The following is a 23,991-nucleotide window of genomic DNA, read 5'->3' as shown; positions in this document are numbered from 1 at the left end:
AGGGAGTGATTGGATGGCAATACAACATATTTATACAGAGAAGAAGCAAAAACTAGCAGACTTGGCAGCCTTGCCTTTAAGAGAGTTAGCAGATGGGATGCAAGTTTTTCAGTACCAATCCCCTATTGATTTTGGCGACGTTAAGGAAGTTGTTTCTGAACCAGAATTAGATTTAACACTTCATTATGAGACAGAAGAATATAAGCAAGATGTTTTTGGTGGCTCGTACCACCTAGTTCCACTTGAAAAAAAAAGCTACTTAACATTTGAAGGGCAACGTTTTGATTTAGTGGATATCCATGTCCATTTTCCTAGCGAACATACTTTCAAAGACCAAGCGAGCAAGTTTGAATTTCACATCGTTCACGAAAGTGCAGAAGGTGAGAATTTAGTCATCGGTATTTTATATGAGGGTGTAGAGGATGAGTATCTAGAAGAAGGACTTGAGCGTCGTGATGTCATGAAGGAACTATTCTTAGAGCGAGAAAATATGATTTTTAATCCTAAAGCGTATTTACCACAACCTTTAAGTTACTATCATTTTGTAGGATCGCTTACGACACCACCGTATTCTGGTCCAGTGTTATGGTTTATGATGGATGAGATGCAGTATGCGAATCTATCCATTATCAAACGAGTAAAAGAACATGTGCCGATTAACAATAATCGCGTCACATTTGGCTTACAAGACCGTATTATCTATCATAATTAATCAGGGAGTTGAGAGTCTAATAGGGCTTTCAACTCTTTTGTTTTAATAAGCACTAGAAATTTGCTATACTTTTAAAAGAAGTCAGCCATTTTAGGCAGAGAAAAGTGAGGACGATAAGAGATGAAAATAGGAGTCATGGGCTTAGGAAATATTTGTCAAAAAGCTTACTTACCAATAATGAATAATATGAGAACCGACATAGATTGGTATTTTTATTCACGTCAGGAAGATAAATTAAAGGCATTGCAGCAACAATTTGGTTGGGAGAACGTCACAACAGACCTTGACCAATTTTTAGCCTCAGGTATTGAAGCTATTTTTATTCATACGCCAACAGCGACACATGGAGAGCTAATCAAACTGTTTTTAACAAAAGGCATCCATGTTTTTGTCGATAAACCGGTAAGTGAGGACTTTGATGAAGTTCAAGAATTACACGACTTAGCGGCTGAAAAAAATTTAGTACTAATGACAGGATTTAATCGACGTTATGCACCGTTGAACAATGAACTAAAAAAAGTAACAGATAAACGTTTAATTATCGCTCAAAAAAATCGGATGCAGCCTAAGACAGATGTGAAATTTGAAGTCTTTGATATGATGATTCATATGGTCGATACAACGTTGTACTTGTTAGATGAACCGATTGAAGAAGCGAGTTATGAAGTCGTCGCAACAGGAGATGTTCGTCTAAGACGTGCGATGATTTTATTTAAAACAGAAAATACAACGGCCGTAACCTCAACAAATATGGAGGCAGGCGCTCATACAGAAACGGTAGAAATTCAAGGATTAACTGGGACGTATACTGTGTCTAACTTATCTGAATTAGTGAAAAACGAAAGAGGTACTGTTCAAATAGAAGGCTTTGGCGACTGGGAAAATACCCTAGCTAAACGTGGGTTTAAACAAGCGATTGAGTTATTTATTGATGTGCTAAACAATCAAGACGAACGTGTAGCAGCATTAGGGGAAGACTCTTTATTGACACACTATTATGTTAATAAATTGTATCAAAGTTATTTAGAAAAATAGGGTTTTGGGTATGTGATAAGGAGGAGTAGTATGAATTTTGTTTTTGATATGGACGGGACAGTCTGTTTTGATGGGATGACGATTGATAACAGATTGACGTCATTTTTAGCGGAAGAAATCCACCAGCAGGATGATCATCAACTGGTATTTGCTTCGGCAAGACCGGTTCGTGATATGTTGCCGCTTTTACCAAAAGATTTAAAGAATTGTCATTTGATTGGCAGTAATGGTGCCATGCATTATAGCGGGTTAGAAGCGAAATGGTTTGAGACCATCAAAAAAGAGGATGCCTCTTATATTCGTGAGTATGTCTCACATAAGCAATTAGATTATTTGTTTGATGACAAATGGAATTATGCGTGTCAGGGTGACACATTAAGCTTACTTAGAAGTCGTTTGGATATTTTAAAGAAAGCACAAAATGTGTCGATTACCGATGTTCACGAGCCTGTTAAAATTTTAGTAAGTAATTACTTAAACGAGACAGAATTAATGACAGATTTTGCTCATCTTGGTGTTGATTGTAATATTTACCCTACAGAGCGGTGCTTGGATGTGACCAAGACAGGTGTTAATAAGGCATCTGCAATTGAGCGTGTTCTTGATGGGGCGTCGTATGTTGCCTTTGGAAATGATAGAAATGATAAAGAGATGTTACGACAAGCTAGTTTTGGCGTGGGAGTTGGAAATAGTCAGGAAATTAAAGAACTGGCGAACACGATGGTAGATGAAAACCCATTAGAGATTATTCAGCAAGTGAAACAGATTTTAGCGAGTTAGATAGTCGTATTTTATTTAGCAAGGACTTGTGGTAATCTTAAAGTAATAAACTAACAAGTTAGGTGAGGACATTTACTAATTGAGAGGCATTACCTGTCTTCTTTTAGTAGAGGTCTTCTTTTGTTTTGAGATGAAAGGTCGAACGTGATGAAAGTAAACAATCAAATTAAAAGTTTAGGTATGTGGCTAATAGTCAGCAGTTTAATTGGAATAGGCATGGGCGCACTATCTGCATTTTTCTTAAAAAGTTTAGAAGTCGTAACAGCTATCCGAGTGACTAATCCGTGGTTATTACTAGGCTTACCTTTAATAGGAATGGTAACAGTCTATTGTTATGAGCGGTTTGGTGGTCAGTCTAAGCGAGGGAATAATCTCGTTATCGAACGAGCAAATGGTGGGATGGAAAAAATCCCCTTACAGCTTATTCCTCTAACGTTATTTGGAACGATTGCCACCCATCTCTTCGGCGGATCTGTGGGACGTGAAGGGACAGCCGTTCAAATGGGAGGGGCCTTGGCTGAAAAAATAAGCTCAGTATTTAAATTAGGACCACTTGATAAAGAAATGGCTATTATTTGTGGCATAAGTGGTGGATTTAGTAGTGTATTTGGGACACCTTTAGCGGGCTGTTTGTTTGCTCTTGAAGTTCTTTGCATAGGTAGACTAAGAACAACAGCTTTGATACCGAGTGTGCTAACGGCATTCGTGGCATACGGTACGACGGTTTTATTAAAAGTCAGTCATACAGATTATTCTATTGCAAGTATTCCTCAATTCACTATTAGTGTTTTAGGTAAGGTATTGATTTGCGGATTAGCCTTTGGTTTAGTTAGTCGCTTATTTAGTACAAGTATCCGCTGGATAAAGGCTAGATATGCTAAATGGATTAGTAACCCTGTATTAAGAATTGGTTTTGGGGCAATAGTTGTCCTTATGTTAGTACTAGCGGTGGGAACGACACGTTATAATGGACTAAGTTTACCTTTATTAGAAGACGCGTTTAGTGGCAAACATGAGACTTGGGATTTTTTAAATAAATTAATTTTAACGGTCTTTTCATTAGGAGCGGGTTTTCAAGGGGGAGAGGTGACCCCTTTATTTGAAATAGGAGCAACCTTAGGCGCAAGTCTAGGACAAGTTATGAATTTATCCGTAAGTTTTGTGGCGGCACTTGGTTTTATAGGTGTCTTTGCAGGCGCAACGAACACACCGATAGCTTGTTTTGTAATGGGGATTGAATTGTTTGGAAGTGGGATAGCGGCTTGGTTATTGCCAGTTTGTATAGTGAGCTATCTAGTGTCAGGCCATAGTGGAATATACAGTTCCCAACAGCATGTTACTCACAAATTAAGACGGATTAGAAAGTATGGTTTTTAATATTTTTTTGTTTAACACTCAATTTTTTATAAAAAGCCGTGTTATTTTATGGTAAACTTAAGCTAATAATTTTTAGGGGGAAAAGTTTTGTTCAAAACAAGTGCAACATTAAAACGAGATGCTAAACAGATGTTAAAAGGGCGATGGAAAGATGCAATTTTATTAAATCTGGTGCCATCTTTATTAAAAGTACTATCAGTTTGGCTTATAACGATCGTTATTGCTGGGGGAGTATTCCTCGCGTTAGTCTTAGGTTCAGTTATAACAGATGAAGGAACAGTTTCACCAAAAACAGAGCAATTTGGTGGTGATGTTTATGATAATGGTGATTTAGATGGGGATGATTTTGATAAGTTATTAGAAGAATCTGATGATGATATTGTAAGTCCGAGCAGTAACTCAGGCTCTGGAATATGGAGTGCCTTGATAGGGGTTCTTATTAGTTTTATGACAATTGGAATTTCATTCACATTCATTGAAGTGTATCGTAATCCTAATCGTAAAATCAGCCCAATGGCAGACCAATTTAGAATGTTTAATGGGAAAGATTTTGTCCCACTATTCTTGGTGCAGCTCTTTACAACTATCTTTACATATCTATGGTCACTGCTATTCTTAGTACCTGGAATTATCAAGTCTTACGCGTATTCTCAATCATTCTACATCTATAAAGATTTATCAGAACACACGGAAACAGCGAGTGTAGGCGCAACAAGTTACATTACTGAAAGTAGAGCGTTAATGAATGGTCATAAAGGACGTTTGTTCTATATTGATTTAAGCTTTATTGGTTGGCATATGGTCTGTTGGTTAACATTGGGATTAGGCTACTTTGTATTGTTCCCATATATTAACGCAACGAAAGCAGCTTTCTATCGTGATTTATCGAAAGACCGTTATACAGCATCGGCAAATAATGCGACAACAGATGAAACAGAGTGGACAAGTTTTTAAATGAAAAATACTCCTCATTTTTATGAGGAGTATTTTTTTGTCTATCTCACAATAAGAACGGGACATTTAGCATGAGTGGTTACATAATTGGTAGTTGATCCGATTAAGAGTTTATCTAGTCCTGACTTACCCGTTGCGCCAATTACAATTAAATCAATATCAAATTCTTCGGGTACTTCTGTAGCAATTATAGTCCTAATTGAGCCTTCCCTGAGAATAGGGACTACTTTTTTTATAGATTTTCTTTTAGCATCTTCAGAAAGTCGATCTAATTCTTCGTGTGCTTCTGAAATTTTTTCTTCGAGTAATCCTTCAATAACATACGGAGCAAAGGGGTCAATACGTGTGTCAACAACTTGTAAAATAATTAATTCAGCATCATTTTGTGAGGCAAGTGCAAGGGCTTGTTCGAATGCAAGTGTGGCATTTTTAGAACCGTCATACGCAACTAATATTTTTTCATAACGTTGAAACATAAGTAAAACCTCCTTTTCTATTGGTATCTTTATTATATCAAGTTCTTCTAAATAAAGGAAGTAAACGCTTTCTTTAGGTGGAGGATACAGAGAATTTGTTTTTTTAATGAAATGATAGGTGAAAATAGGTATAATTTGAAATGAGAGTCAATAGATTAGGATAGAAGAAAGTAGGGACGGTCGTGGTAAAAAGTCAAATGTATGCTGTTGTCGATTTAGAAACAACAGGAACAAATCCAACAACAGACCGTATTATACAGTTTGGTTGTGTCTTTATTAAAGACAATCAAATTATATCGACGTATGCAACAGACGTTAATCCAAAATGTAAAATACCAAAACATATCGAAAAATTAACAGGTGTTAGTACCCTTCAAGTGGCGAATGCTCCGTATTTTGAAGATGTTGCTCCTGAGATAGCAGAGATGCTAAAGGACTGTGTCTTTGTTGCACATAATATTTATTTTGATTATCATTTCTTAAGCCAAGAGTTAAGTCGTTGTGGTGAAGAAGAATTAACTATCCAAGGGATAGACACGGTAGAATTAGCCCAGCTGTTTTTACCAACAGAACCAAGTTACCGATTAGGGGACTTAGCGGAAGCGTATGGGTTTACCCATGATAGACCTCATCAAGCGGATAGTGATGCTGAAGTGACAGCGGAGTTGTTGTTACTAATTGAAGAAAAAATAAAAACGTTACCGATTGTCACACTAAGTTCAATTGTTAAGTTAGCTGGACCTCTTGGAATGAATACTAAGGATTATATTGAATTAGTCCTTGAGGAAATGCTTAAAGATGTCCCGCCGTTGCAGGAAGGTATTCAACTAATTGGAGGTTTAGCACTACGTAAAAAAGAAGTTCCGACTTTATCAGGTAAGACCGCATCAGTTTACCCAGAAAGCAAAGCCAAAAAGGTTAAACTTTATGCAGATAAATTTGATTACCGTACTGCTCAAAGCAAGATGATGAATATGGTTTACCGTTTCTTCACTACGCCATATCAAACTGAACCAATTGAAAAAGTCGATCGTTTTGCTGGTAAAAATTTGGCTTTGGAAGCCTCGACAGGTAGTGGGAAGTCATTTGGTTATTTGTTACCGTTAAGTTATCTTGCTACTAAAGATGAACCTGTTATCATTAGTACAGTTTCAACAGTTTTACAAACGCAACTCGTAACACAATCGATAGCGGAGGTTAATCGTTTAAGACCAGGCTCTTTATTAGGAACATTAGTAAAAAGTCACCGTCATTTTATTGATTTAGAAAGATTCTCTGCAAGTCTTGCATCACCCGTGCCACAAAAACAATATGCCATATATCAAATGAGACTGCTAGTTTGGTTAACAGAAACAGAAACGGGAGACTTTGATGAGTTGAATTTAACCAATTTAAACCATGCTTTGTTTAGACACGTGAGACATCAAGGGGTAGGGTATTTATCTGAGACATCTGATTTTTATGACGTTGATTTTTGGAGACACCTTCAAAAGAAAGTCGCACAAAGTAATGTAATTGTAGTTAATCATGCCTTTTTATGTGAAGAAAATCGAAGAGAAACACCTTTATTACCTGAGAGTAAGTATTTAATTATAGATGAAGCACACCACCTTCCAGAAATAGCACAACAAACACTGGCACGTCAGATTAATAGTTATCAATTTAGTAAGATGCTTGCAGGTTTATTTTATGAAGACGAAAGACTAGCTCAGTTGAAACTTCTCTGGGAACAAACAACGTGGCAAAGTTGGTTAAGGCCGCTTAAAACCTGTGTGACAGAATTATCTGATTTATTTGAGGATTTAAAAGAAGATGTTATTGAAGGCATATTGATTGATGGTGGTGGTCAACAAGACCAAGAGTGGTTAGTTACAAATACTAGTTTAGAACGCCTACCAATTTATACAAATAAGAACTTAGAGCACTTACTATTGTTATTAAACGATGCAGTAGTCCTGTCAGAGAAAATGGATGAGGCTTACCAAGCTGAAATTGATAAATTTACGATAAGTGACCGTGTGTTGATGATGCAGTGGTTATCAGACTTGAATGAATTGAAATCGTATCGTGATTTCTTTGTTCAATTTACAGAAACGGACCGAGATGGCTTATTAAGATGGATTATGATTAATAGTAAAAATCAACAGCTCACTGCTTTTTATTCGGATATAGAAGCAAGTTCTGTAACCAGTGCAACTTGGTATCAGCGTTATGAAAAAATACTTTACACAGGTGGGACAATAAGAGCCGGTAAAGATACACAATTCTTAGGAAGAAGTTTAGGGCTAGATTACTTGCCGTTTAAATCTGTTCCTTCAGCCTATGACTACAGTAAACAGGGAAGAATTTATGTGCCAACAGAATCAGTTAATCAACAAGTGGTGTCATCAGCTGAAACTGTTCAGTTTATCTGTGAAACACTAGAGAGATTAATGGTCGAACAAAAACGTTCGGTACTAGTTTTATTCAGTGCACATCACCAACTTCAAACGGTCTACCATCGTTTGAATAAAACATTAGGTGAAGGACAGGGGATTGAAGTATTAGGTCAAGGAATATCAGGATCACGGGAGAAAATTATCAAACGATTTGAACACGCCAATCAAGCGTTATTACTCGGAGCGGCTTCTTTTTGGGAAGGGATTGATTTACCAGGAGAGAGTCTTGAAGTGATCGTTGTGACAAAACTACCATTTGATTCACCAGATCGACCTTATGTTAAAGCGAAGTATGAATCTTTAGCCAATCAAGGTGTTGATTCGTTTTATAAGTATGCTTTACCTAAGGCATGTATTAGATTAAGACAAGGATTTGGTCGACTGATTAGATCAGAAACAGATAAAGGAATTATGATCATGTTGGACCCACGTTTTGTTAAAGCAAAATACAGTTCTACCTTAATTAAAGCTTTACCGCAAGATTTACCCATTATTGAAAATAATGTGACTGAAATACTAAAAGATATGAAAGAATTTCTCTAAATATCTAGATTTGACAGTCACAACAGTGTAATATTCTGTTATAATATAAAAATACGATTAAAAAAAAGGAGGCTGAAATGAGGAAAAATATTTTAATTGGAATAAGCTTTGTTTTAGTTACCTTTATTTTCACCACAATAGTCTTTGTGATTCGAGGAAATCGTCCGATGGTTCAAGCTAAAAAAGAAGCTGTAGCCATTGCAAGCAAACACGCTGATCTAAAATCAGTAGATAAATTTTATTGGTTTACTCGTAAAGAGACCACGTTTACTCTTGTTGGGAAAAATGCTAAAAATGAAGGCATTATTGTTTTTATTCCAGAAGACGGTAGTGAATTAACAGTCTGTAATCAAGCAGATGGTATTACAGAAAATGAAGCATTAAAAGTGGTTGCTGATGAAATTAAACCCCATCGTCTGCTAAAAGTTTCTTTAGGTTTAGTCGAAAATGATCCGACTTGGGAAGTAATGACAGAAGATGAAGATGGCGTTATTTCTTATTATCTTGTTGATTTTGGAATTGGTAAGATTATCGGAAGTATGACAAATGTTTAAAATGTAAGTAAAACTTATTAATTATAGAATGGAGAAAAGACATGAAAACAGTACGTATTATTGATTCAAAAAAACATGTAGGCGAAACAGTTAAAATCGGAGCCTGGATTGCAAATAAACGTTCAAGTGGTAAAATTGCTTTCTTACAGTTACGTGATGGCTCAGCTTTCTTCCAAGGTATCGTTGTAAAAGCAGAAGTATCAGAAGAAGTATTTGAAAAAGCTAAATCATTAAGCCAAGAAACAGCTGTCTATGTGACAGGTGAAATTCGTGAAGATTCACGTTCAAAATTTGGTTATGAAATCGGTGTAACTGATATCGAGGTAATCGGTGAAAGCCATGATTACCCAATCACACCAAAAGAGCACGGTACAGAGTTCTTAATGGACCACCGTCATTTATGGTTACGTTCATCAAAACAAAATGCCATTATGCAAATCCGTAATGCTATTATTTATGCAAGTTATGATTTCTTTGCTAAAAATGGTTTCATCAAATTTGATAGCCCAATTTTATCAGGAAATGCTGCTGAAAATACAACTGAATTATTCGAAACAGACTACTTCGGTCAACCTGCGTTCTTATCACAATCAGGTCAACTGTACTTAGAAGCTGGCGCAATGGCTTTAGGTCGTGTATTTGACTTCGGTCCAGTATTCCGTGCTGAAAAATCAAAAACACGTCGTCATTTAACAGAGTTCTGGATGATGGATGCTGAGTATCCATTTGTAACGCATGATGAGTCTCTTGATTTACAAGAAGCTTACATCAAAGCGTTAATCCAAGGTGTATTAGATAATGCTTCATTCGCTCTTGATACATTAGAACGTGATACAAGCTTGTTACAAAAATACATTGATACACCATTCAAACGCGTCTCTTACGATGATGCTATTTCATTATTACAAGAACATGAAGCGGATGAAGATACAGATTATGAGCATTTAGAACATGGTGATGACTTCGGTTCACCGCATGAAACTTGGATTTCAAATTACTATGGTGTGCCAACATTCATTATTAACTACCCAGCAAGCTTCAAAGCTTTCTATATGAAACCTGTACCAGGTAACCCTGAACGCGTTTTATGTGCTGACTTATTAGCACCAGAAGGTTACGGAGAAATCGTTGGTGGTTCTGAACGTGAAACAGATTACGATGCTTTACGTCAAAAAGTAATTGACTTTGGATTAGATCCAAAAGATTACGAATGGTATTTAGAACTTCGTAAATTTGGATCAGTGCCTCACTCAGGATTTGGTTTAGGTCTAGAACGTATGGTAACATTCGTTGCAGGAACTGAACATATCCGTGAAGCTATTCCATTCCCACGCTTATTAAACCGTATTGAACCTTAGAGATAAATTTAAGCTAAACCTCCTAATTCATTAGGAGGTTTTTTTGTTTGGGATCATATTTTTTGTATCTCTACCGAACACCCTTTATAGTAATAGTAAGAATTAAAGTAGACAAGTAGAGGTGAGGCAAATGTTAAAAATTAGAGAACGACACATTCATGATATTCCAGTCCTTGAGGTGATAGATGAAAAGTACTTAAATGAACCAAGACCGCTTATTATTTTTTATCATGGGTGGCAAACCAATAAAGAATTGCTTTTGACACAAGGAAGACGTTTGGCAGATAAAGGTTTTCGTGTGGTGTTACCTGATGGGATGCATCATGGTCAGCGCAAAGTAGCTGAGAAATCATCAGTTCCTTCTGTAACATTCTTTTCAACCATACAATATAATTTAATCGAGTTTGATGTCATCATTAGATATTTTAAAGAGCGTCAATTGATTTTAAAAGATAAAATTGGTGTAGGTGGCTACTCAATGGGTGGTATGACAGTAGCGGGACTCTTGACTCAACATCCAGAAATAAAAGTAGGAGCAAGTATTATGGGAACGCCTAGCCCAGTAGAGTATGCGGCTTCTATAAGAAGTGTAGCTGCAAAAAGAGGTTATCACGTGCCATCGTCGCTTGAAGCGATTCATTCATGGTTGCCTCAATTTGATTTATCAGAATTACCTGAAAAAGTAGCAGGGCGCCCCTTGTTAGTTTGGCATGGGACTGAAGATGAAAAAATACCTTACGAACCAGTTGAAAAAGTGTATCAGGAAATGATGACAATGGAGTCAGGTAAGAATATACAGTTTTTAAAAGGGGAGAATGAAGGTCATCTTGTAACGATTGAATTAATGGAAACTATTGCAGATTATTTTGAGGAATATATGGCGTAACGAAATTGATTTATAAATTCATAAGCTTAATGTAAGTAATATAGTAAAAAAATTCTAATAACGGTTTCAATAAAAGTGTTATATTGATATAATACTTTTATTGAAAAGGGGGATTTTATGAAAAATTACATCGTGATAGCTATTATTCTAATCAGTGTGGGAGTATCAATCTTCGGTTACTATAGATTGAAAATTGATAATGATAAGAGAGAGAAGAAAGATTTTTTAGCGCTATTTATTGGACAATTGATTCCATTATTTGCGTTAATTCTACCAATGTTATTTCCGCAAGAGGGGACTAAGGTTTTCTTTCCTGAAATGGAAAAGAAAATTGAAGAAAATAAAACATTGAAAAAGGAAATTTCAGAAAAGGATAAAATTATTTCTAATTCGAATTTAGAGGGAGATAAATTAAATAAGAAGTTAAAAAATCTAAGTGCTAAGAATTATGCTGACTTAAAAAAAGTGAATTTGGTTGAAGATGGATTAAAAAAAGATAATCAGGTTTCTATAGCTACAGTAGATGATTCGCAGTATATTGAAGCAAAAGATATGGCATCAATATTAGAACAATCTATTCAGTATGATGAAGTAGATGGCAATTTATATGTTGGTGGAAAATCAGGTAAAGTGACTAAAGAAGCATTAGTTGATGATTATTCTATTTTGTATAGTGGCAGTAATTATAATAGTTTTGGAGATACTGAGGATAGTATTCCTGATGATTATACGGTTGCGGGTAAAGAATTATCGAATGGTTTTATTATAAGCGATAGTAGTTATCGAGATAGTTATGTTCTTATAAGATTGGACGATAAGTTCTCCTCTATTGCTTTTGATGTAGGAAAAGCCGATATAACTAAAGGGAATCAGATAGAGAACGGAAAAATGAGTATTGAATTAGATGGTAAAGAGAAATATAAGGAAACAGTTAATGCTGAAATTGCATCGGAACATTATCAGTTTGATGTTACTGGAGCTAAAACATTAAAACTAAGTATGACTAAAAGTACTTCAGAATTTGCTTTTTATAATGTAACATTCACAAAAAAATAATAGTATGTGAAAGAGTTGAATATAATAGTGTTCTATTATCAAAAGCTAGAGCTTAGTCTCTAGCTTTTTTATTTTCTAAAAGTTTAGCGTTGACAAATGTAAACGTAAAAGGTACACTTGGTTTGTAAGATTACAAACGTAAACTCTAAAATGAAGGAGGGGATTTGTAGTGAAAACAGATGTTATAAAAATTAGTGAAGCAGAATGGGAAGTCATGCGTGTAGTGTGGGCCCAAACGCGAACAACTAGTCCAGAAATTATTGCCCATTTAAGTGAAACAAAAGAATGGAAACCGGCGACGATTAAGACGCTTCTTGGTAGGTTAGTCAAAAAGGAAATGCTTAAGACGGAAACCAAGGGAAATAAATTTATATATGAGGCATTGGTCACTGAAGAACAAACAATTCGTAGTGCGACAGCTGAATTATTTGCTCGTATCTGTGCTAAAAAAGTAGGGAAGACGATAGCAGAGATGGTTGAAGAAGCGGAACTGACTCATGATGATGTCGCATTGATTAGGCAAGCACTTATTGAAAAAGAAAAGACAGCAGTTGAAACGATTGCGTGTAATTGTATTCCAGGGCAATGTGATTGTCCAAACCATAAAAACTAGTAGAAAATGAAAGAAGGGGTAATGATGAAAAAAATAGATTTTAACGTGACAGGGATGTCTTGTGAGCATTGTGTGGCAACTGTAGAAAAAGCAGTAGTAGAATTAGAAGGTGTCAAAAAAGTTAAAGTAAACTTGAAAAAAGAAAAAGCGACGGTGAAATTTGATGAGTCATGTCTGACAACACATGCTATTATTTCAGCAATCGAAGCGAAAGATTTTCATGCAGAGGTGATGTAAGATGTCAGAGAGCAGACAAAGTAAATTAGAAACACTAGCGATTTCTGGCATGACCTGTGCTAACTGTTCAGGTCGTGTCGAGAAAGAATTAAATAATCAACCAGGGGTTAAATTAGCTACGGTTAATTTAGCGACCGAACGTGCAACGATTGAGTATGAAGCAGACCAAACGTCTGTAGAAAAATTAATTGATAGTATTGAGGCGATCGGTTACGGGGCGCTTCGTTATGATGAAGAGCACAAACGCCAAATTGAAGAAGAACGTGAACAAGAAGTATCAAAAATGAAACGGGATTTGATTATCAGCGCGTCATTAAGCGCACCGATGGTTATTGGTATGATTTTAATGATGTTAGGTCTAGACAATCCAGTCGTAACCTTTATTCATAATCCGATTGTTCAACTGATTTTAGCAACACCTGTCCAATTTTGGATCGGGGCTCGCTTTTATAAAGGGGCGTATCATGCACTAAAAACTAAAGCACCAAACATGGATGTACTCGTTGCTCTTGGAACATCTGCGGCTTATCTTTTGAGTATTTATAACGGCTTTATTAGTAAAACGACACATGATCTGTACTTCGAAAGTAGTGCCGTTATTATTACCTTGATTTTATTAGGTAAATTTTTAGAGCAACGTGCCAAAGCTAAAACAAGTGGTGCGATTAAGCAATTAATGACGTTGCAAGCTAAAGAAGCAACCGTTATTCGTGGTGGAAAATCAATTGTTTTACCAATCGATGATGTGGTAGTGGGCGACCGAATTCAAGTTAAGCCAGGTGAACAAGTCCCTGTAGATGGTGTTGTGTTAGAAGGACATACGACACTTGATGAAAGCATGTTAACTGGCGAAAGTCTACCTGTCGAAAAACAAGCAGGTGATTCTGTATATGGTGGAACAATTAACACAACGGGTAATGTTATCTTTGAAGCGAAACAAATTGGGTCAGAAACAGCTCTATCACGTATTATCCGTATGGTCGAAGAAGCGCAAGGTTCAAAAGCACCTATTCAAGCGGTAGCTGATAAAATAGCATCAGTCTTTGTCCCGATTGTTCTGGTCTTAGCCTTGCTTACATTAATTGTGACAGGACTTGTGACTAAAAATTGGGAGACTGCTCTAATTCATAGCGTGTCAGTTTTGGTTATTGCTTGTCCCTGTGCTTTAGGTTTAGCAACGCCGACCGCTATCATGGTAGGAACAGGACTAGGTGCTAAGAATGGTATCTTGATTAAAGGGGGCGAAGCCCTTGAACGAGCGGCGAGGATTGATGCCATCGTTATTGATAAAACAGGAACCCTTACAAAAGGTAAACCAGTTGTTACTGAATTTGAAGTGGAATACGACTTGGGTGATCCTTATGTAGTATTAGAAAAATTAGCGTCTTTAGAGAAGTTATCAGAACATCCCTTAGCGCAAGCGATTGTAAGTTATGCTGAGGAAAAAGAAGTGAATACCGATGTACCAGTCGCTGATTTTGAAGCAATTGTTGGGTCTGGTGTTAAAGGAACGATTGAGGGTAAGGGTTATAATGTAGGAACTCGTCGCCTGATTGAACAACAAGGGATAGTGATTACTCTTGGTCAATTAGAACGTGTCAGTTTACTTGAAAGTCAAGGAAAGACAGCTATGTACTTAGCGGATAGTGAACGCGTGATTGCAATTGTAGCAGTAGCAGATGAGGTGAAAGAAAGCTCAAAAGAAGCGATTCAGCAGCTACACGATAAAGGAATTGAAGTCTTTATGTTAACAGGAGATAATCAGCGTACAGCTGAATTTATCGGCGAACAAGTTGGCTTAGATAGCCGTCATGTCTTCGCGGAAGTATTACCTGAAGATAAAGCGAACTATGTACAGACGTTACGTGACCGTGGAAAATTTGTAGCGATGGTTGGAGATGGTATCAATGATGCCCCTGCACTAGCGGTTGCTGATGTAGGGATAGCCATGGGTACTGGAACAGATATTGCGATGGAAACAGCTGATGTTACCTTAATGACAGGCGATTTATTGCACTTATCTAAGATGACGACTTTATCAAAATTAACAATGAGTAAAATCAAACAAAACCTATTCTGGGCGTTTATTTATAACACAATTGGCATTCCGTTCGCAGCTTTTGGATTGTTAAATCCAATCGTAGCAGGTGGTGCTATGGCCTTTAGTTCGGTAAGTGTCTTGCTTAATTCATTGAGTTTGAATCGTAAAAAAATATAGAAATAAAAAGCAGATCCTAGTTTGAGGGTCTGTTTTTTTCTATCTTATTTTTTTCATATGTAGTAGACATTTATTCATCCAATATGATGTTTATAAAAATAACTATGTGAATTTTTAAAAGGTATAAAACTACTGTTTATATGTGTTATTAAAAAAAATCACAAAGTAGAAATGTGAAAAATCACTAAAAATAGCCGACATTTAATTGTGGAAGTTGTAGATTGGAACGTACACTGTAGATGCAATTAAATATTATTTAATGGAGGTTATTTATGGATGGGAAACAGTTACGTTGGCATAATATTGCACTTATATCTTTTGTTTCAGTGTGGGGGTTAGGAAATGTTGTTAACAATTATGCTTTACAGGGATTAACAGTAGTCACCTCGTGGGTTTTAATTATGATTTTTTACTTTGTTCCTTATACACTTAGTGTAGGTCAATTGGGCTCTACTTTTAAAGATTCAGCAGGTGGAGTGTCTTCTTGGATTAGAGAAACATCAACAAAACGTTTGGCTTATTATGCCGCCTGGACCTATTGGGTCGTTCATATTCCGTATTTAGCACAAAGACCGCAAGGAATTATTTTAGCTGCTAGCTGGCTTTTTAAAGGAAATGGTGATTTTGTAAATACCATTGATTCAAAAGTTATTTCCGTAGTCTGTTTGATTATATTTCTTTTTTTCTTATGGTTATCTTCTAAAGGATTAAAAGTGATAAAAATTATGGGTAATATGGCGGGTACAGCTATGTTTATCATGTCAATATTGTTTATTATATTAGCGGTATCAGCACCAGCCTTGAGAGGGACGATAAGTGCCACGTCTAATATGACTCATTTATCTACTTATATACCTAAAATTAACATGTCGTATCTTGCGACGATTTCAATGCTACTCTTTGCGGTAGGTGGCGCAGAAAAGATATCACCTTACGTTAATAGTACAAAAAATCCGGCTAAAGAGTTTCCTAAAGGGATGATTGCCTTAACGATTATGGTGGCAATATGTGCGTTGCTGGGTTCAGTTGCAATGGGGATTTTATTTGATGCTGATCATATCCCGAATGATTTAATGGTAAATGGGTCATATCAAGCGTTTGCTAAATTGGGAGATTTTTATGGAGTAGGTAGTTTCTTCGTTATCCTATATTCATTATCAAATGTACTTGCACAAATTTCAGTTCTAGCATTTTCTATTGATGCACCATTAAAAATGTTGTTATCAGATGCAGATAGTGAATTTATTCCTGAAAAATTAGCTAAAACAAATAAGAATGGTACACCAGTTAATGGCTATATTTTTACAGGAATCTTAGTTTCAATTTTAATTATTGTTCCATCATTTGGAATTGGCAACATGACTGAGTTAATCAAATGGATGACGAGTTTAAATGCGATTGTAATGCCGATGTGCTATCTATGGGTATTTTTAGCTTATATGTGGATTAACAAAAAACATGAAAAATTTCCATCAGAGTATAAATTTGTTAAGAACCCGACGGTTGGTTATTTAATTGGCCTATGGTGTTTTGTATTTACTGCAATCGCCTGTGTGTTAGGAATGGTCCCTAAAATTAGTTATGCAAGTAATCACAGTGAATATATTTTCCAATTAACGATGAATGTTATGACTCCGATAGTGTTACTAGTTCTTGGAATGATTATTCCGGCTATTGCTAGAAGAGGAAATAAAAATCGTAAGTAATTTGAATGAGAATTAAATGTGAGTGAGTGGTCTGGGGCTTGTTATGTTATAAGGTAAGTAGAAGTTGAATATAAACGAAAAAGCACTAAGATGGTTGCCCATCCTAGTGCTTTTAATCTTGCCTCTAACACACCTTCCACAAAGTGTTACCGTTAGAGGGGGGACTCCCACTGCGAGTCCCGTGTCGCCTCATCGCATGTTGAAAGTATAACACATGGAGTATTGGAATGCTAGTCTTTCTTATTCTCCCACAACGTCATAACACTCAACTGGTAATTCATAGACCAATTGATTAGCTTGTGTCAGGTAGAAAATATCTAATAAATGACGTGAGCGTGTGAAGGCGACGTAAAATAGCTTTCGTTGTTGGTTCCAATAATCAAAGTTTTCATCTGTCTTCTCTGCAAGTTTAGGGTCGCTAGAAAAATCGTAAATCTGAACATAATCAAACTCAAGCCCTTTAGACGTGTGCATAGTCAAGAGATGAACATAGGTGTCGTTAGATTGGACGACTTCAACTTTCTGATTTAAGGAATGGTGTTTAATCCCCTCAGCTTTGAGATAATCAGAAACGATTTCTAATTGTTTTTTAGTTTTGACGAGAATACCGATTGATTTTCCTGGTGAATTCGCTAGATAATTTTTTATTTTTTTAGTCATTAAGCGGTGTTGGGTAGCATTGTCCTCAAAACGGTAAAGTGTTGGAACAGGTCCTTGATAAAGGGTATTGAAGTAGGGTTCTGTATAATCCTCTGATTTCAATGTAATATCGTTTTGCTGCAAAGCAGATGCGAATTTAAAAACTTGATACGTTGAACGGTAGGATTCATTTAGACGAATGGAATTGCTAGCATTAACAGTTAAGCCGATATCCTTATAAGTGTAAAACGTATTGTACAGTTTTTGTCCTCGGTCAGAGGCTAGATAAAAGCCTTTTGTTGTCAATTGACGTAGTAACTGTAGTTCAGCTAAATTTAAATCTTGGGCTTCATCAACATAGATATAGTCGTATTTAGGTAACCTATCGATCTGTTCCAATAGATATGGCGCGTGGTCAATAAATTCCATTTTGTTCTGACGTGATTTTTCGGCAATATAATCGTTATAGATAGAGAAAATAATACTGCGGTCTTGTGAATTTTTTCTGATTTTAGGGAGGTTTCCACGCCCTTTACGTGTTAGATTTTGGTAGTCTTCTTCAGTTTTCAGTTGAAGAGTCGTAAGGTAGTGGCATTCCTCAAGGAGAAAATCAGTATATAACTCTTGGTCTAAAAAGCGATTATCCGTATGAGTGGCGAGTTTCGCTTGAAGTGTTGCAATCATTTTTTTCGTGTAATAACTTGTCGTTGATATATTATCAACAGTACAAGGGGTGTTATGTTTGATTTGATAATAACTCCATTGATGGAAATTGCGAACGTGAAGTGACGTCGTATTCGGGTCCATCTCGTTTTTATAAAGTAAGTTTCGGATGGTTTGGGCAAGTAGTTTGTTGTAACAAATAAAAAGAACACGAGCACCTTCATCAAGTTTTCGCTTAGCACTGGCAGCCATACATAGGGTTTTACCGCTACCGGCCACGCCATTAATTACTAAGGCTTCACCTGTATAATCGACAATTTTACCCTGCTTATCGGTCAACTTTAAACCGTTATAATAGTGAGTAATAGCTTCGTCATAGTCTGGAATATAGTCGAAATGAGGATTTTTATCGAAATCAATTGAGCCAAACAATAACGTTTTGACATCATCAAAGGTGACACCGTCCAGACTTTGTTTGAAGCCGATATTTGGAATAGCTTTTAGTTTTTCAAAGAGTTTATCTTGGTTCTCTAAATCATCTTTAAAAACAATCGGCGGTAAGAAAGCGTATAGACTAAAACCAGCGGCGTGCCAGTCCTCTGATGTGATATAAGGTAAACAAATAATGCCTTTAATCGGTACAGCATGGAGATTGTGCTTATCACAATGAAGTCTAAAATTTTGAGTGGTTTCCTCTAGTTGTCTAACTGGATGGATAAAGTCTGTGTAGAATTTATCTTTAGTGTGCCAGCCCTCATAAGAGATACTTTCGATTTGATTAAGGTAGATGCCTTTTATTTCGACAAATAGGGCACCTAGTTTACTATTTAAAATTAAAATATCAGTTTCACGACGGCTTAGTGTTCCAGCGAGGTGCCACGGATAACTTAAGGCACCAATAGTGCGGTCTTGACGTCTGGATTCAAATAAATTTTTAAATGAATCAAATGCTAAACGTTCACCGAAGTACTCACTCGTCCCGGTAAAGTAGGTTGGTGCCATAATCAAGTCTCCTCCTCTAATTAATAAAATTAAAACACTAAAACCGCGTATATTTATAGAATGCGACTTTTCAATTTTATCATAAAAGCCTTTTAAAAAGGGAACGATTAAGCCTAAAGTCTGACTGAAATTAGGTCGCAGTTCGGATTTAATGAATGATTTTATTTGTTAAAGTTAAGAGGAAGTTGAGAGAAGGAGATTATATTATGAAAAAAATAGCAGTAGTAGTTGTGATTATTATAGGGATGATAGCCGTCCTACCAGCGACGTTAAAGGCAGTTGTACCTGAAACTGAGGACAGTGATATCGGACAACAGTTAGACCGATTTAATCCTTTTATAAAAGAGGAGAATCGTTATGTGAAGACTGCGGATAAATACGGGACACCTCAATCACCAGGAGGATACAATTATTCCCAAAAAGCAGTCAATGATGAAGGTGAAGTGACAGATATTACATTTTATGCAGGAGGCAAATTGAAAGAAAATGCCTATTTAAAATTAGATTCTAAAGGGAGCTTTGTTGAAAGTTGGGAAGAGGTGCCAGAAAAGGACGTCCCAGAAAAAGCTTTAGCTCAGTTAACTGACTAACTAAAAAAGGAAAGCCATCGACTGACGGCTTTCCTTTTTTAATTTGCTTCGGCAAAAAATGTTAAGGTTTCATGTTGACCTGTTTCTTTTTCATAGTCCCATACGACACGACTGTTTGAAAAACCAAGTGAGTCTAGAATTAAACGGAATTCCTCTACACCGTACCATGATAAAACAAAGCGAGACAGTTCTGTTCCAACTAATTCGCCATTACGCCATTTTTCATAACGGTGAACTTCTGTTGTACGTTGGTTTTCCCAGTCGATTTCAAGTGAGGTACTGTTGAATAAAATCCCTTCTTCAGGTGTTAATTGGTAAATCGATGAACTAGAGTCACCTACAGTAAAGTCTTTTGGTAAAAGTAAATCGACAATTAATGTTCCACCAGGATTTAGATGTTTTTTGAATGATTTTAAACCGTTCATCATAATTTCGCGAGTAGGTAAAAGTGCAAAGCTACCTGTAGGCATCATGATTAAATCATAACGATGAGGCAAATCTAATGTCGCAATATCTTGCTCATAAAGAGGGGCATGTAAGTCGCGACTATCCAAGTTTTCTTGGCATTTCTCTAACATGAAGGGAGATAAGTCAACACCCTCCATATCAATTCCTTGTTCGATAAAGGGGATGAGTAAGCGACCAGTACCGACGCCGGCTTCTAAGACTTTCCCATTAGCTTTTTTTGCTTGTTCTAGATAATAAGCCAAGTCGCCATCAATAGAGTAGCCAACTGGTTTAGTGTGTTCATATAATTCTGTGCTTAATTTTCCGTATTCTTGAAACATGTTACCCTCTCCAAACGTTTGTTTTTTATTAGTGTAGCATAGGGGAATTTAAAAAAATAGCACGTTCATTGAGGTCGCTCATTAAATTTAACAAAAAAACTAATACGACTATTTTTTCACAATTAGCCCCTAGAAACTAAACCCTATTTAGTGGTATAATAATTAGTCAGTAGGACTTTTTTAGTTCTCGAAAAAAGGAGGGAATTAGATGAACATTGAAAAAACGAACCGCATGAATGCCCTGTTTGAATTCTATTCTACTCTTTTAACAGAAAAACAGATGAATTACATTGAGTTATATTATGCGGATGACTTTTCTTTGAGTGAGATTTCAGAGGAATACGATGTAAGTCGTCAAGCTGTTTATGACAACATCAAACGAACAGAAAAAATCTTAGAAAACTATGAGCGTAAGTTACACTTGTATTCTAATTTTATTGTCCGTGAAGAATTAATTAAAAAAATGCAACAACACGTTGCTGAAAAATATCCAGAAGATGATGAGTTGCAAGGGTTACTTAAAGCAGTTCAAGAAATCGAAGAATAGAGATAGGGGAGTAAGAAGATGGCATTTGAGAGTTTAACCGATCGTTTGCAAAACGCGATGTCCAAATTACGTCGTAAAGGGAAAGTATCTGAAGCAGACGTAAAAGAAATGATGCGTGAGATTCGTCTTGCGTTATTAGAAGCCGATGTAAACTTTAAAGTTGTTAAAGACTTTACTAAGCGTGTAAGTGAGCGTGCAGTAGGGATTGAAGTATTAGAAAGTTTAAGTCCAGCTCAACAAATCGTTAAGATTGTTGATGAGGAATTAACAGCGACATTAGGGACAGAAACAGTTCCATTGAATAAATCACCAAAAATTCCGACTATTGTTATGATGTCAGGGTTACAAGGGGCTGGTAAAACAACCTTTGTAGGTAAATTAGCGAAACACTTAATGAAAACAGAAAATGCTCGTCCGTTATTAATCGCAGGTGACGTGTACCGTCCAGCCGCTATCGAGCAGTTAAAAGTCTTAGGTCAACAAATTGATGCTCCTGTCTTTGAATTAGGGACAGAAGTAAGTCCTGTTGAAATCGTTCGCCAAGGTTTAGAACAAGCCTATGCTAACAAAAATGACTATGTCTTCATTGATACGGCAGGTCGTTTGCATATTGATGAAAAATTAATGGATGAGTTAAAACAAATTAAAGAATTAGCTAATCCAGATGAAATCCTTTTAGTAGTCGATGGGATGACCGGTCAAGATGCGGTTACCGTTGCTGAAAGTTTCAACGACCAATTAGATATCACAGGGGTTGCCGTTACTAAGTTAGATGGTGATACTCGTGGTGGTGCGGCTCTATCTATCCGTGCCGTAACAGGTAAACCAATTAAATTTGTCGGTACTGGTGAAAAATTAACAGACGTTGAAGTGTTCCATCCAGACCGTATGTCTAGCCGTATCTTAGGTATGGGTGACATGTTAACCTTAATCGAAAAAGCAGAAGCTGAGTACGATGAGAAAAAGGCCGTTGAACTTGCGACTAAGATGAAAGAAAATAGTTTTGACTTTAATGACTTCATCGAGCAATTAGACCAAGTGATGGGTATGGGGCCAATCGAAGATTTACTTAAAATGATTCCAGGTATGAGCAATATGCCAGGATTAGATCAAATTAAAGTAGATCCTAAAGATGTAGCGCGTAAAAAAGCAATCGTCTTCTCTATGACACCTGCAGAGCGCGAAAATCCAGATTTATTAAACCCAAGCCGTCGTCGTCGTATTGCTGCGGGTTCTGGTAATAGTGTTGTAGAAGTGAATCGTATGATTAAACAATTCAACGAGTCACGTAAAATGATGCAACAAATGACTAAAGGTAAAATGCCAGCGGGTATGGATCAAATGTTCGGGACAGGTATCAAAGGTAAAATGGGTAAAATGGCCATGAACAAAATGATGAAACAACATACTAAAGGCAAGAAGAAAAAAGTGAAGAAAAAGAAAAAATAGTAACTAATATAACAAAAAGGGCTGATTTTAATATTAAATTCAGTTCTTTTTTTAGAAAAATAAAGACTATAAATCCCGATATAACAGCATTTTAAAGAAAAAAACTAAAAAAATATAAGGTGTAAAGAAAAAACACTTTACATGATGTTTTTCTCGTGGTAAACTAAGTCTTGTAAAAAGTTAATGGAGGTGTATTTATCAATGTCAGTTAAAATCCGTTTAAAACGTATGGGTTCTAAAAAAAGTCCTTTCTACCGTATCGTAGTTGCAGATTCACGTTCTCCACGTGATGGCCGTTTCATCGAAACAGTAGGAACTTATAATCCTTTATTAGATCCAGCTCAAGTAACAATTAAAGAAGATTTAGTTTTAGAATGGTTATCTAAAGGTGCTCAACCTTCTGATACAGTTCGTAACTTATTATCTACTGAAGGCATCATGCAAAAACATCATGAAGCTAAATTCTCTAAAAAATAATAAGGTGGGATAACTTATGACAGATGTGAAAGAATTGGTCTTAACAATCGTTCGTCCATTAGTCACTCATCCCGATCGTGTTAAGTTAGACTTAGTAGACTCTGATGAGTATGTTGATTATAACTTAACCGTTGATCCTGAAGATATTGGTCGTATCATTGGGAAGCAAGGACGTTTGGCGAAAGCGATTCGTACTGTTGTTTACAGTGTACGTATCGATGGACCTAAAAAGGTCCGTCTGAATATATCAGATGGTAATTAACTCTTAGGTGCTTAGGCACTTGAGAGTTTTTTTGTTGCGCTTATTTTTATAGCATATTGCGTGAGCTAATGATACAATATTAAAAGAATTGACAGATGAAGGAGACTATTATGGTAGATTTTTATAATGTAGGTAAGATAGTAAACACACAAGGATTACGAGGAGAAGTTCGTGTTATTTCAAAGACGGATTTCGCTGAAGAACGCTATAAAAAAGGGCAAGCACTTTACTTATTTCAAGAGGGAAGTAAATCACCCATTAAATTAATAATTAAGTCACACCGTAAACATAAAAACTTTGATATCGTAAGTTTTGAAGGACACCCAAGTATTAATGATATTGAAAAATATCGTGATGGTATTTTAAAAATCCGTGCGGAGCAACAGCACGAACTAGAAGAAAATGAATTTTATTACCATGAGATTGTGGGTTTACAAGTAATCGATGAAAATGATGATGTGTTAGGTAAAATCAAGGAAATCTTATCACCGGGTGCCAATGACGTTTGGGTTGTGCAACCACAAAAAGGAAAAGATATACTGATTCCTTACATTGAATCAGTTGTAAAAACAATTGATTTAGAAAATGGTGTGGTTCACGTTGAAATTCCTGAAGGGTTGATTGATTAATC

At 36.3% G+C, this 23,991-nt stretch carries 23 protein-coding genes; 20 read left to right on the top strand and 3 right to left on the bottom strand.

Annotated features, from left to right (window positions below; genetic code table 11):
- Window positions 1-13: 13 nt before the first annotated feature.
- The 5 genes from CBF31_RS02905 (at window position 14) to CBF31_RS02885 (ending at window position 4,858) form a co-directional block, all read left to right on the top strand.
- Window positions 14-712, top strand: coding sequence for a carbonic anhydrase family protein (locus CBF31_RS02905; RefSeq protein WP_126830790.1), 699 nt, complete (start codon window positions 14-16; stop codon window positions 710-712).
- 120 nt (window positions 713-832) lie between these two features.
- Entirely contained in the window at window positions 833-1,747 is a 915-nt protein-coding gene (locus tag CBF31_RS02900; protein ID WP_126830788.1) for a Gfo/Idh/MocA family protein, read from the top strand.
- 30 nt (window positions 1,748-1,777) lie between these two features.
- Entirely contained in the window at window positions 1,778-2,527 is a 750-nt protein-coding gene (locus tag CBF31_RS02895; RefSeq protein ID WP_126830786.1) for an HAD-IIB family hydrolase, read from the top strand.
- 144 nt (window positions 2,528-2,671) lie between these two features.
- Complete coding sequence (locus CBF31_RS02890) at window positions 2,672-3,904, top strand: voltage-gated chloride channel family protein (RefSeq protein WP_415674424.1); 1,233 nt, start codon at window positions 2,672-2,674, stop codon at window positions 3,902-3,904.
- 87 nt (window positions 3,905-3,991) lie between these two features.
- Entirely contained in the window at window positions 3,992-4,858 is an 867-nt protein-coding gene (locus tag CBF31_RS02885) for a DUF975 family protein (RefSeq protein ID WP_245977904.1), read from the top strand.
- Between the two features lie 41 nt (window positions 4,859-4,899).
- Here CBF31_RS02885 and CBF31_RS02880 read toward each other — a convergent pair whose 3' ends face one another.
- Window positions 4,900-5,334: a universal stress protein gene (locus tag CBF31_RS02880; protein WP_126830784.1), complete on the bottom strand. Its 435-nt coding sequence runs from the start codon at window positions 5,332-5,334 to the stop codon at window positions 4,900-4,902.
- A 182-nt stretch (window positions 5,335-5,516) separates the two neighbouring features.
- Between CBF31_RS02880 and CBF31_RS02875 the strand changes: the two genes are divergently transcribed.
- The 9 genes from CBF31_RS02875 to CBF31_RS02835 all read left to right on the top strand — a co-directional run bounded on the left by CBF31_RS02875 (window position 5,517) and on the right by CBF31_RS02835 (window position 16,943).
- Window positions 5,517-8,315, top strand: a complete 2,799-nt coding sequence (locus CBF31_RS02875) for a helicase C-terminal domain-containing protein (protein ID WP_126830782.1) — start codon at window positions 5,517-5,519, stop codon at window positions 8,313-8,315.
- Window positions 8,316-8,392: 77 nt separating this feature from the next.
- Window positions 8,393-8,869 (top strand): cell wall elongation regulator TseB-like domain-containing protein, encoded by a 477-nt coding sequence (locus CBF31_RS02870; RefSeq protein WP_126830780.1) that lies wholly within the window; start codon window positions 8,393-8,395, stop codon window positions 8,867-8,869.
- 41 nt (window positions 8,870-8,910) lie between these two features.
- Window positions 8,911-10,227, top strand: a complete 1,317-nt coding sequence (gene asnS, locus CBF31_RS02865) for an asparagine--tRNA ligase (protein WP_126830778.1) — start codon at window positions 8,911-8,913, stop codon at window positions 10,225-10,227.
- Between the two features lie 130 nt (window positions 10,228-10,357).
- Window positions 10,358-11,113 carry an alpha/beta fold hydrolase gene (locus tag CBF31_RS02860; RefSeq protein ID WP_126830776.1) on the top strand — a complete coding sequence of 252 codons (756 nt, stop codon included), beginning with the start codon at window positions 10,358-10,360 and terminating at the stop codon, window positions 11,111-11,113.
- A 117-nt stretch (window positions 11,114-11,230) separates the two neighbouring features.
- Complete coding sequence (locus CBF31_RS02855; protein ID WP_126830774.1) at window positions 11,231-12,169, top strand: NPCBM/NEW2 domain-containing protein; 939 nt, start codon at window positions 11,231-11,233, stop codon at window positions 12,167-12,169.
- Window positions 12,170-12,338: 169 nt separating this feature from the next.
- Window positions 12,339-12,782: a CopY/TcrY family copper transport repressor gene (locus CBF31_RS02850; protein ID WP_281272803.1), complete on the top strand. Its 444-nt coding sequence runs from the start codon at window positions 12,339-12,341 to the stop codon at window positions 12,780-12,782.
- Between the two features lie 24 nt (window positions 12,783-12,806).
- Complete coding sequence (gene copZ / locus CBF31_RS02845; protein ID WP_126830772.1) at window positions 12,807-13,019, top strand: copper chaperone CopZ; 213 nt, start codon at window positions 12,807-12,809, stop codon at window positions 13,017-13,019.
- A gap of 1 nt (window position 13,020) precedes the next feature.
- The gene (locus CBF31_RS02840) at window positions 13,021-15,237 is read left to right on the top strand and encodes a heavy metal translocating P-type ATPase (protein ID WP_126830771.1); all 2,217 of its coding nucleotides are present in this window, start codon (window positions 13,021-13,023) and stop codon (window positions 15,235-15,237) included.
- 272 nt (window positions 15,238-15,509) lie between these two features.
- Complete coding sequence (locus CBF31_RS02835) at window positions 15,510-16,943, top strand: APC family permease (RefSeq protein WP_126830769.1); 1,434 nt, start codon at window positions 15,510-15,512, stop codon at window positions 16,941-16,943.
- A 240-nt stretch (window positions 16,944-17,183) separates the two neighbouring features.
- On the opposite strand, the gene CBF31_RS02830 is transcribed toward CBF31_RS02835, so the two are convergent.
- Window positions 17,184-19,247 carry a 3'-5' exonuclease gene (locus tag CBF31_RS02830; RefSeq protein ID WP_126830767.1) on the bottom strand — a complete coding sequence of 688 codons (2,064 nt, stop codon included), beginning with the start codon at window positions 19,245-19,247 and terminating at the stop codon, window positions 17,184-17,186.
- Window positions 19,248-19,453: 206 nt separating this feature from the next.
- Between CBF31_RS02830 and CBF31_RS02825 the strand changes: the two genes are divergently transcribed.
- Entirely contained in the window at window positions 19,454-19,837 is a 384-nt protein-coding gene (locus CBF31_RS02825; RefSeq protein ID WP_170167854.1) for a YxeA family protein, read from the top strand.
- A gap of 38 nt (window positions 19,838-19,875) precedes the next feature.
- Here the strand turns inward: CBF31_RS02825 and CBF31_RS02820 are convergent, their stop codons facing one another.
- Complete coding sequence (locus CBF31_RS02820; RefSeq protein ID WP_126830763.1) at window positions 19,876-20,625, bottom strand: class I SAM-dependent methyltransferase; 750 nt, start codon at window positions 20,623-20,625, stop codon at window positions 19,876-19,878.
- A gap of 208 nt (window positions 20,626-20,833) precedes the next feature.
- On the opposite strand from CBF31_RS02820, the gene CBF31_RS02815 reads away from it, so the two are divergent.
- The 5 genes from CBF31_RS02815 (at window position 20,834) to rimM (ending at window position 23,989) form a co-directional block, all read left to right on the top strand.
- Window positions 20,834-21,172 (top strand): putative DNA-binding protein, encoded by a 339-nt coding sequence (locus CBF31_RS02815; protein WP_126830761.1) that lies wholly within the window; start codon window positions 20,834-20,836, stop codon window positions 21,170-21,172.
- An 18-nt stretch (window positions 21,173-21,190) separates the two neighbouring features.
- Window positions 21,191-22,621, top strand: a complete 1,431-nt coding sequence (gene ffh / locus CBF31_RS02810) for a signal recognition particle protein (RefSeq protein ID WP_126830759.1) — start codon at window positions 21,191-21,193, stop codon at window positions 22,619-22,621.
- Window positions 22,622-22,822: 201 nt separating this feature from the next.
- A complete protein-coding gene (rpsP, locus tag CBF31_RS02805) occupies window positions 22,823-23,098 on the top strand; it encodes a 30S ribosomal protein S16 (RefSeq protein WP_126830757.1) in 276 nt (91 codons plus the stop codon).
- A 16-nt stretch (window positions 23,099-23,114) separates the two neighbouring features.
- Window positions 23,115-23,360 carry a KH domain-containing protein gene (locus CBF31_RS02800; RefSeq protein ID WP_126830755.1) on the top strand — a complete coding sequence of 82 codons (246 nt, stop codon included), beginning with the start codon at window positions 23,115-23,117 and terminating at the stop codon, window positions 23,358-23,360.
- 110 nt (window positions 23,361-23,470) lie between these two features.
- Entirely contained in the window at window positions 23,471-23,989 is a 519-nt protein-coding gene (rimM, locus tag CBF31_RS02795; protein ID WP_126830754.1) for a ribosome maturation factor RimM, read from the top strand.
- Window positions 23,990-23,991 lie beyond the last annotated feature (2 nt).

It is taken from the genome of Vagococcus fessus (genome assembly GCF_003987565.1).
Taxonomy (GTDB): domain Bacteria; phylum Bacillota; class Bacilli; order Lactobacillales; family Vagococcaceae; genus Vagococcus_D; species Vagococcus_D fessus.
Note: the sequence above shows the minus strand (reverse complement) of the source record. Positions and strands in the feature narration are given on the sequence as shown.

What these genes read in the sequence shown, in the direction of transcription:
- CBF31_RS02830 (WP_126830767.1), bottom strand. Translation starts at nt 19,247, where the DNA reads ATGGCACCAACCTACTTTACCGGGACGAGTGAGTACTTCGGTGAACGT.
- CBF31_RS02835 (WP_126830769.1), top strand. Translation starts at nt 15,510, where the DNA reads ATGGATGGGAAACAGTTACGTTGGCATAATATTGCACTTATATCTTTT.
- asnS (WP_126830778.1), top strand. Translation starts at nt 8,911, where the DNA reads ATGAAAACAGTACGTATTATTGATTCAAAAAAACATGTAGGCGAAACA.
- CBF31_RS02840 (WP_126830771.1), top strand. Translation starts at nt 13,021, where the DNA reads ATGTCAGAGAGCAGACAAAGTAAATTAGAAACACTAGCGATTTCTGGC.
- CBF31_RS02895 (WP_126830786.1), top strand. Translation starts at nt 1,778, where the DNA reads ATGAATTTTGTTTTTGATATGGACGGGACAGTCTGTTTTGATGGGATG.
- copZ (WP_126830772.1), top strand. Translation starts at nt 12,807, where the DNA reads ATGAAAAAAATAGATTTTAACGTGACAGGGATGTCTTGTGAGCATTGT.
- CBF31_RS02900 (WP_126830788.1), top strand. Translation starts at nt 833, where the DNA reads ATGAAAATAGGAGTCATGGGCTTAGGAAATATTTGTCAAAAAGCTTAC.
- rimM (WP_126830754.1), top strand. Translation starts at nt 23,471, where the DNA reads ATGGTAGATTTTTATAATGTAGGTAAGATAGTAAACACACAAGGATTA.
- CBF31_RS02880 (WP_126830784.1), bottom strand. Translation starts at nt 5,334, where the DNA reads ATGTTTCAACGTTATGAAAAAATATTAGTTGCGTATGACGGTTCTAAA.
- CBF31_RS02860 (WP_126830776.1), top strand. Translation starts at nt 10,358, where the DNA reads ATGTTAAAAATTAGAGAACGACACATTCATGATATTCCAGTCCTTGAG.
- ffh (WP_126830759.1), top strand. Translation starts at nt 21,191, where the DNA reads ATGGCATTTGAGAGTTTAACCGATCGTTTGCAAAACGCGATGTCCAAA.
- CBF31_RS02905 (WP_126830790.1), top strand. Translation starts at nt 14, where the DNA reads ATGGCAATACAACATATTTATACAGAGAAGAAGCAAAAACTAGCAGAC.
- CBF31_RS02855 (WP_126830774.1), top strand. Translation starts at nt 11,231, where the DNA reads ATGAAAAATTACATCGTGATAGCTATTATTCTAATCAGTGTGGGAGTA.
- rpsP (WP_126830757.1), top strand. Translation starts at nt 22,823, where the DNA reads ATGTCAGTTAAAATCCGTTTAAAACGTATGGGTTCTAAAAAAAGTCCT.
- CBF31_RS02870 (WP_126830780.1), top strand. Translation starts at nt 8,393, where the DNA reads ATGAGGAAAAATATTTTAATTGGAATAAGCTTTGTTTTAGTTACCTTT.
- CBF31_RS02820 (WP_126830763.1), bottom strand. Translation starts at nt 20,625, where the DNA reads ATGTTTCAAGAATACGGAAAATTAAGCACAGAATTATATGAACACACT.
- CBF31_RS02825 (WP_170167854.1), top strand. Translation starts at nt 19,454, where the DNA reads ATGAAAAAAATAGCAGTAGTAGTTGTGATTATTATAGGGATGATAGCC.
- CBF31_RS02800 (WP_126830755.1), top strand. Translation starts at nt 23,115, where the DNA reads ATGACAGATGTGAAAGAATTGGTCTTAACAATCGTTCGTCCATTAGTC.
- CBF31_RS02815 (WP_126830761.1), top strand. Translation starts at nt 20,834, where the DNA reads ATGAACATTGAAAAAACGAACCGCATGAATGCCCTGTTTGAATTCTAT.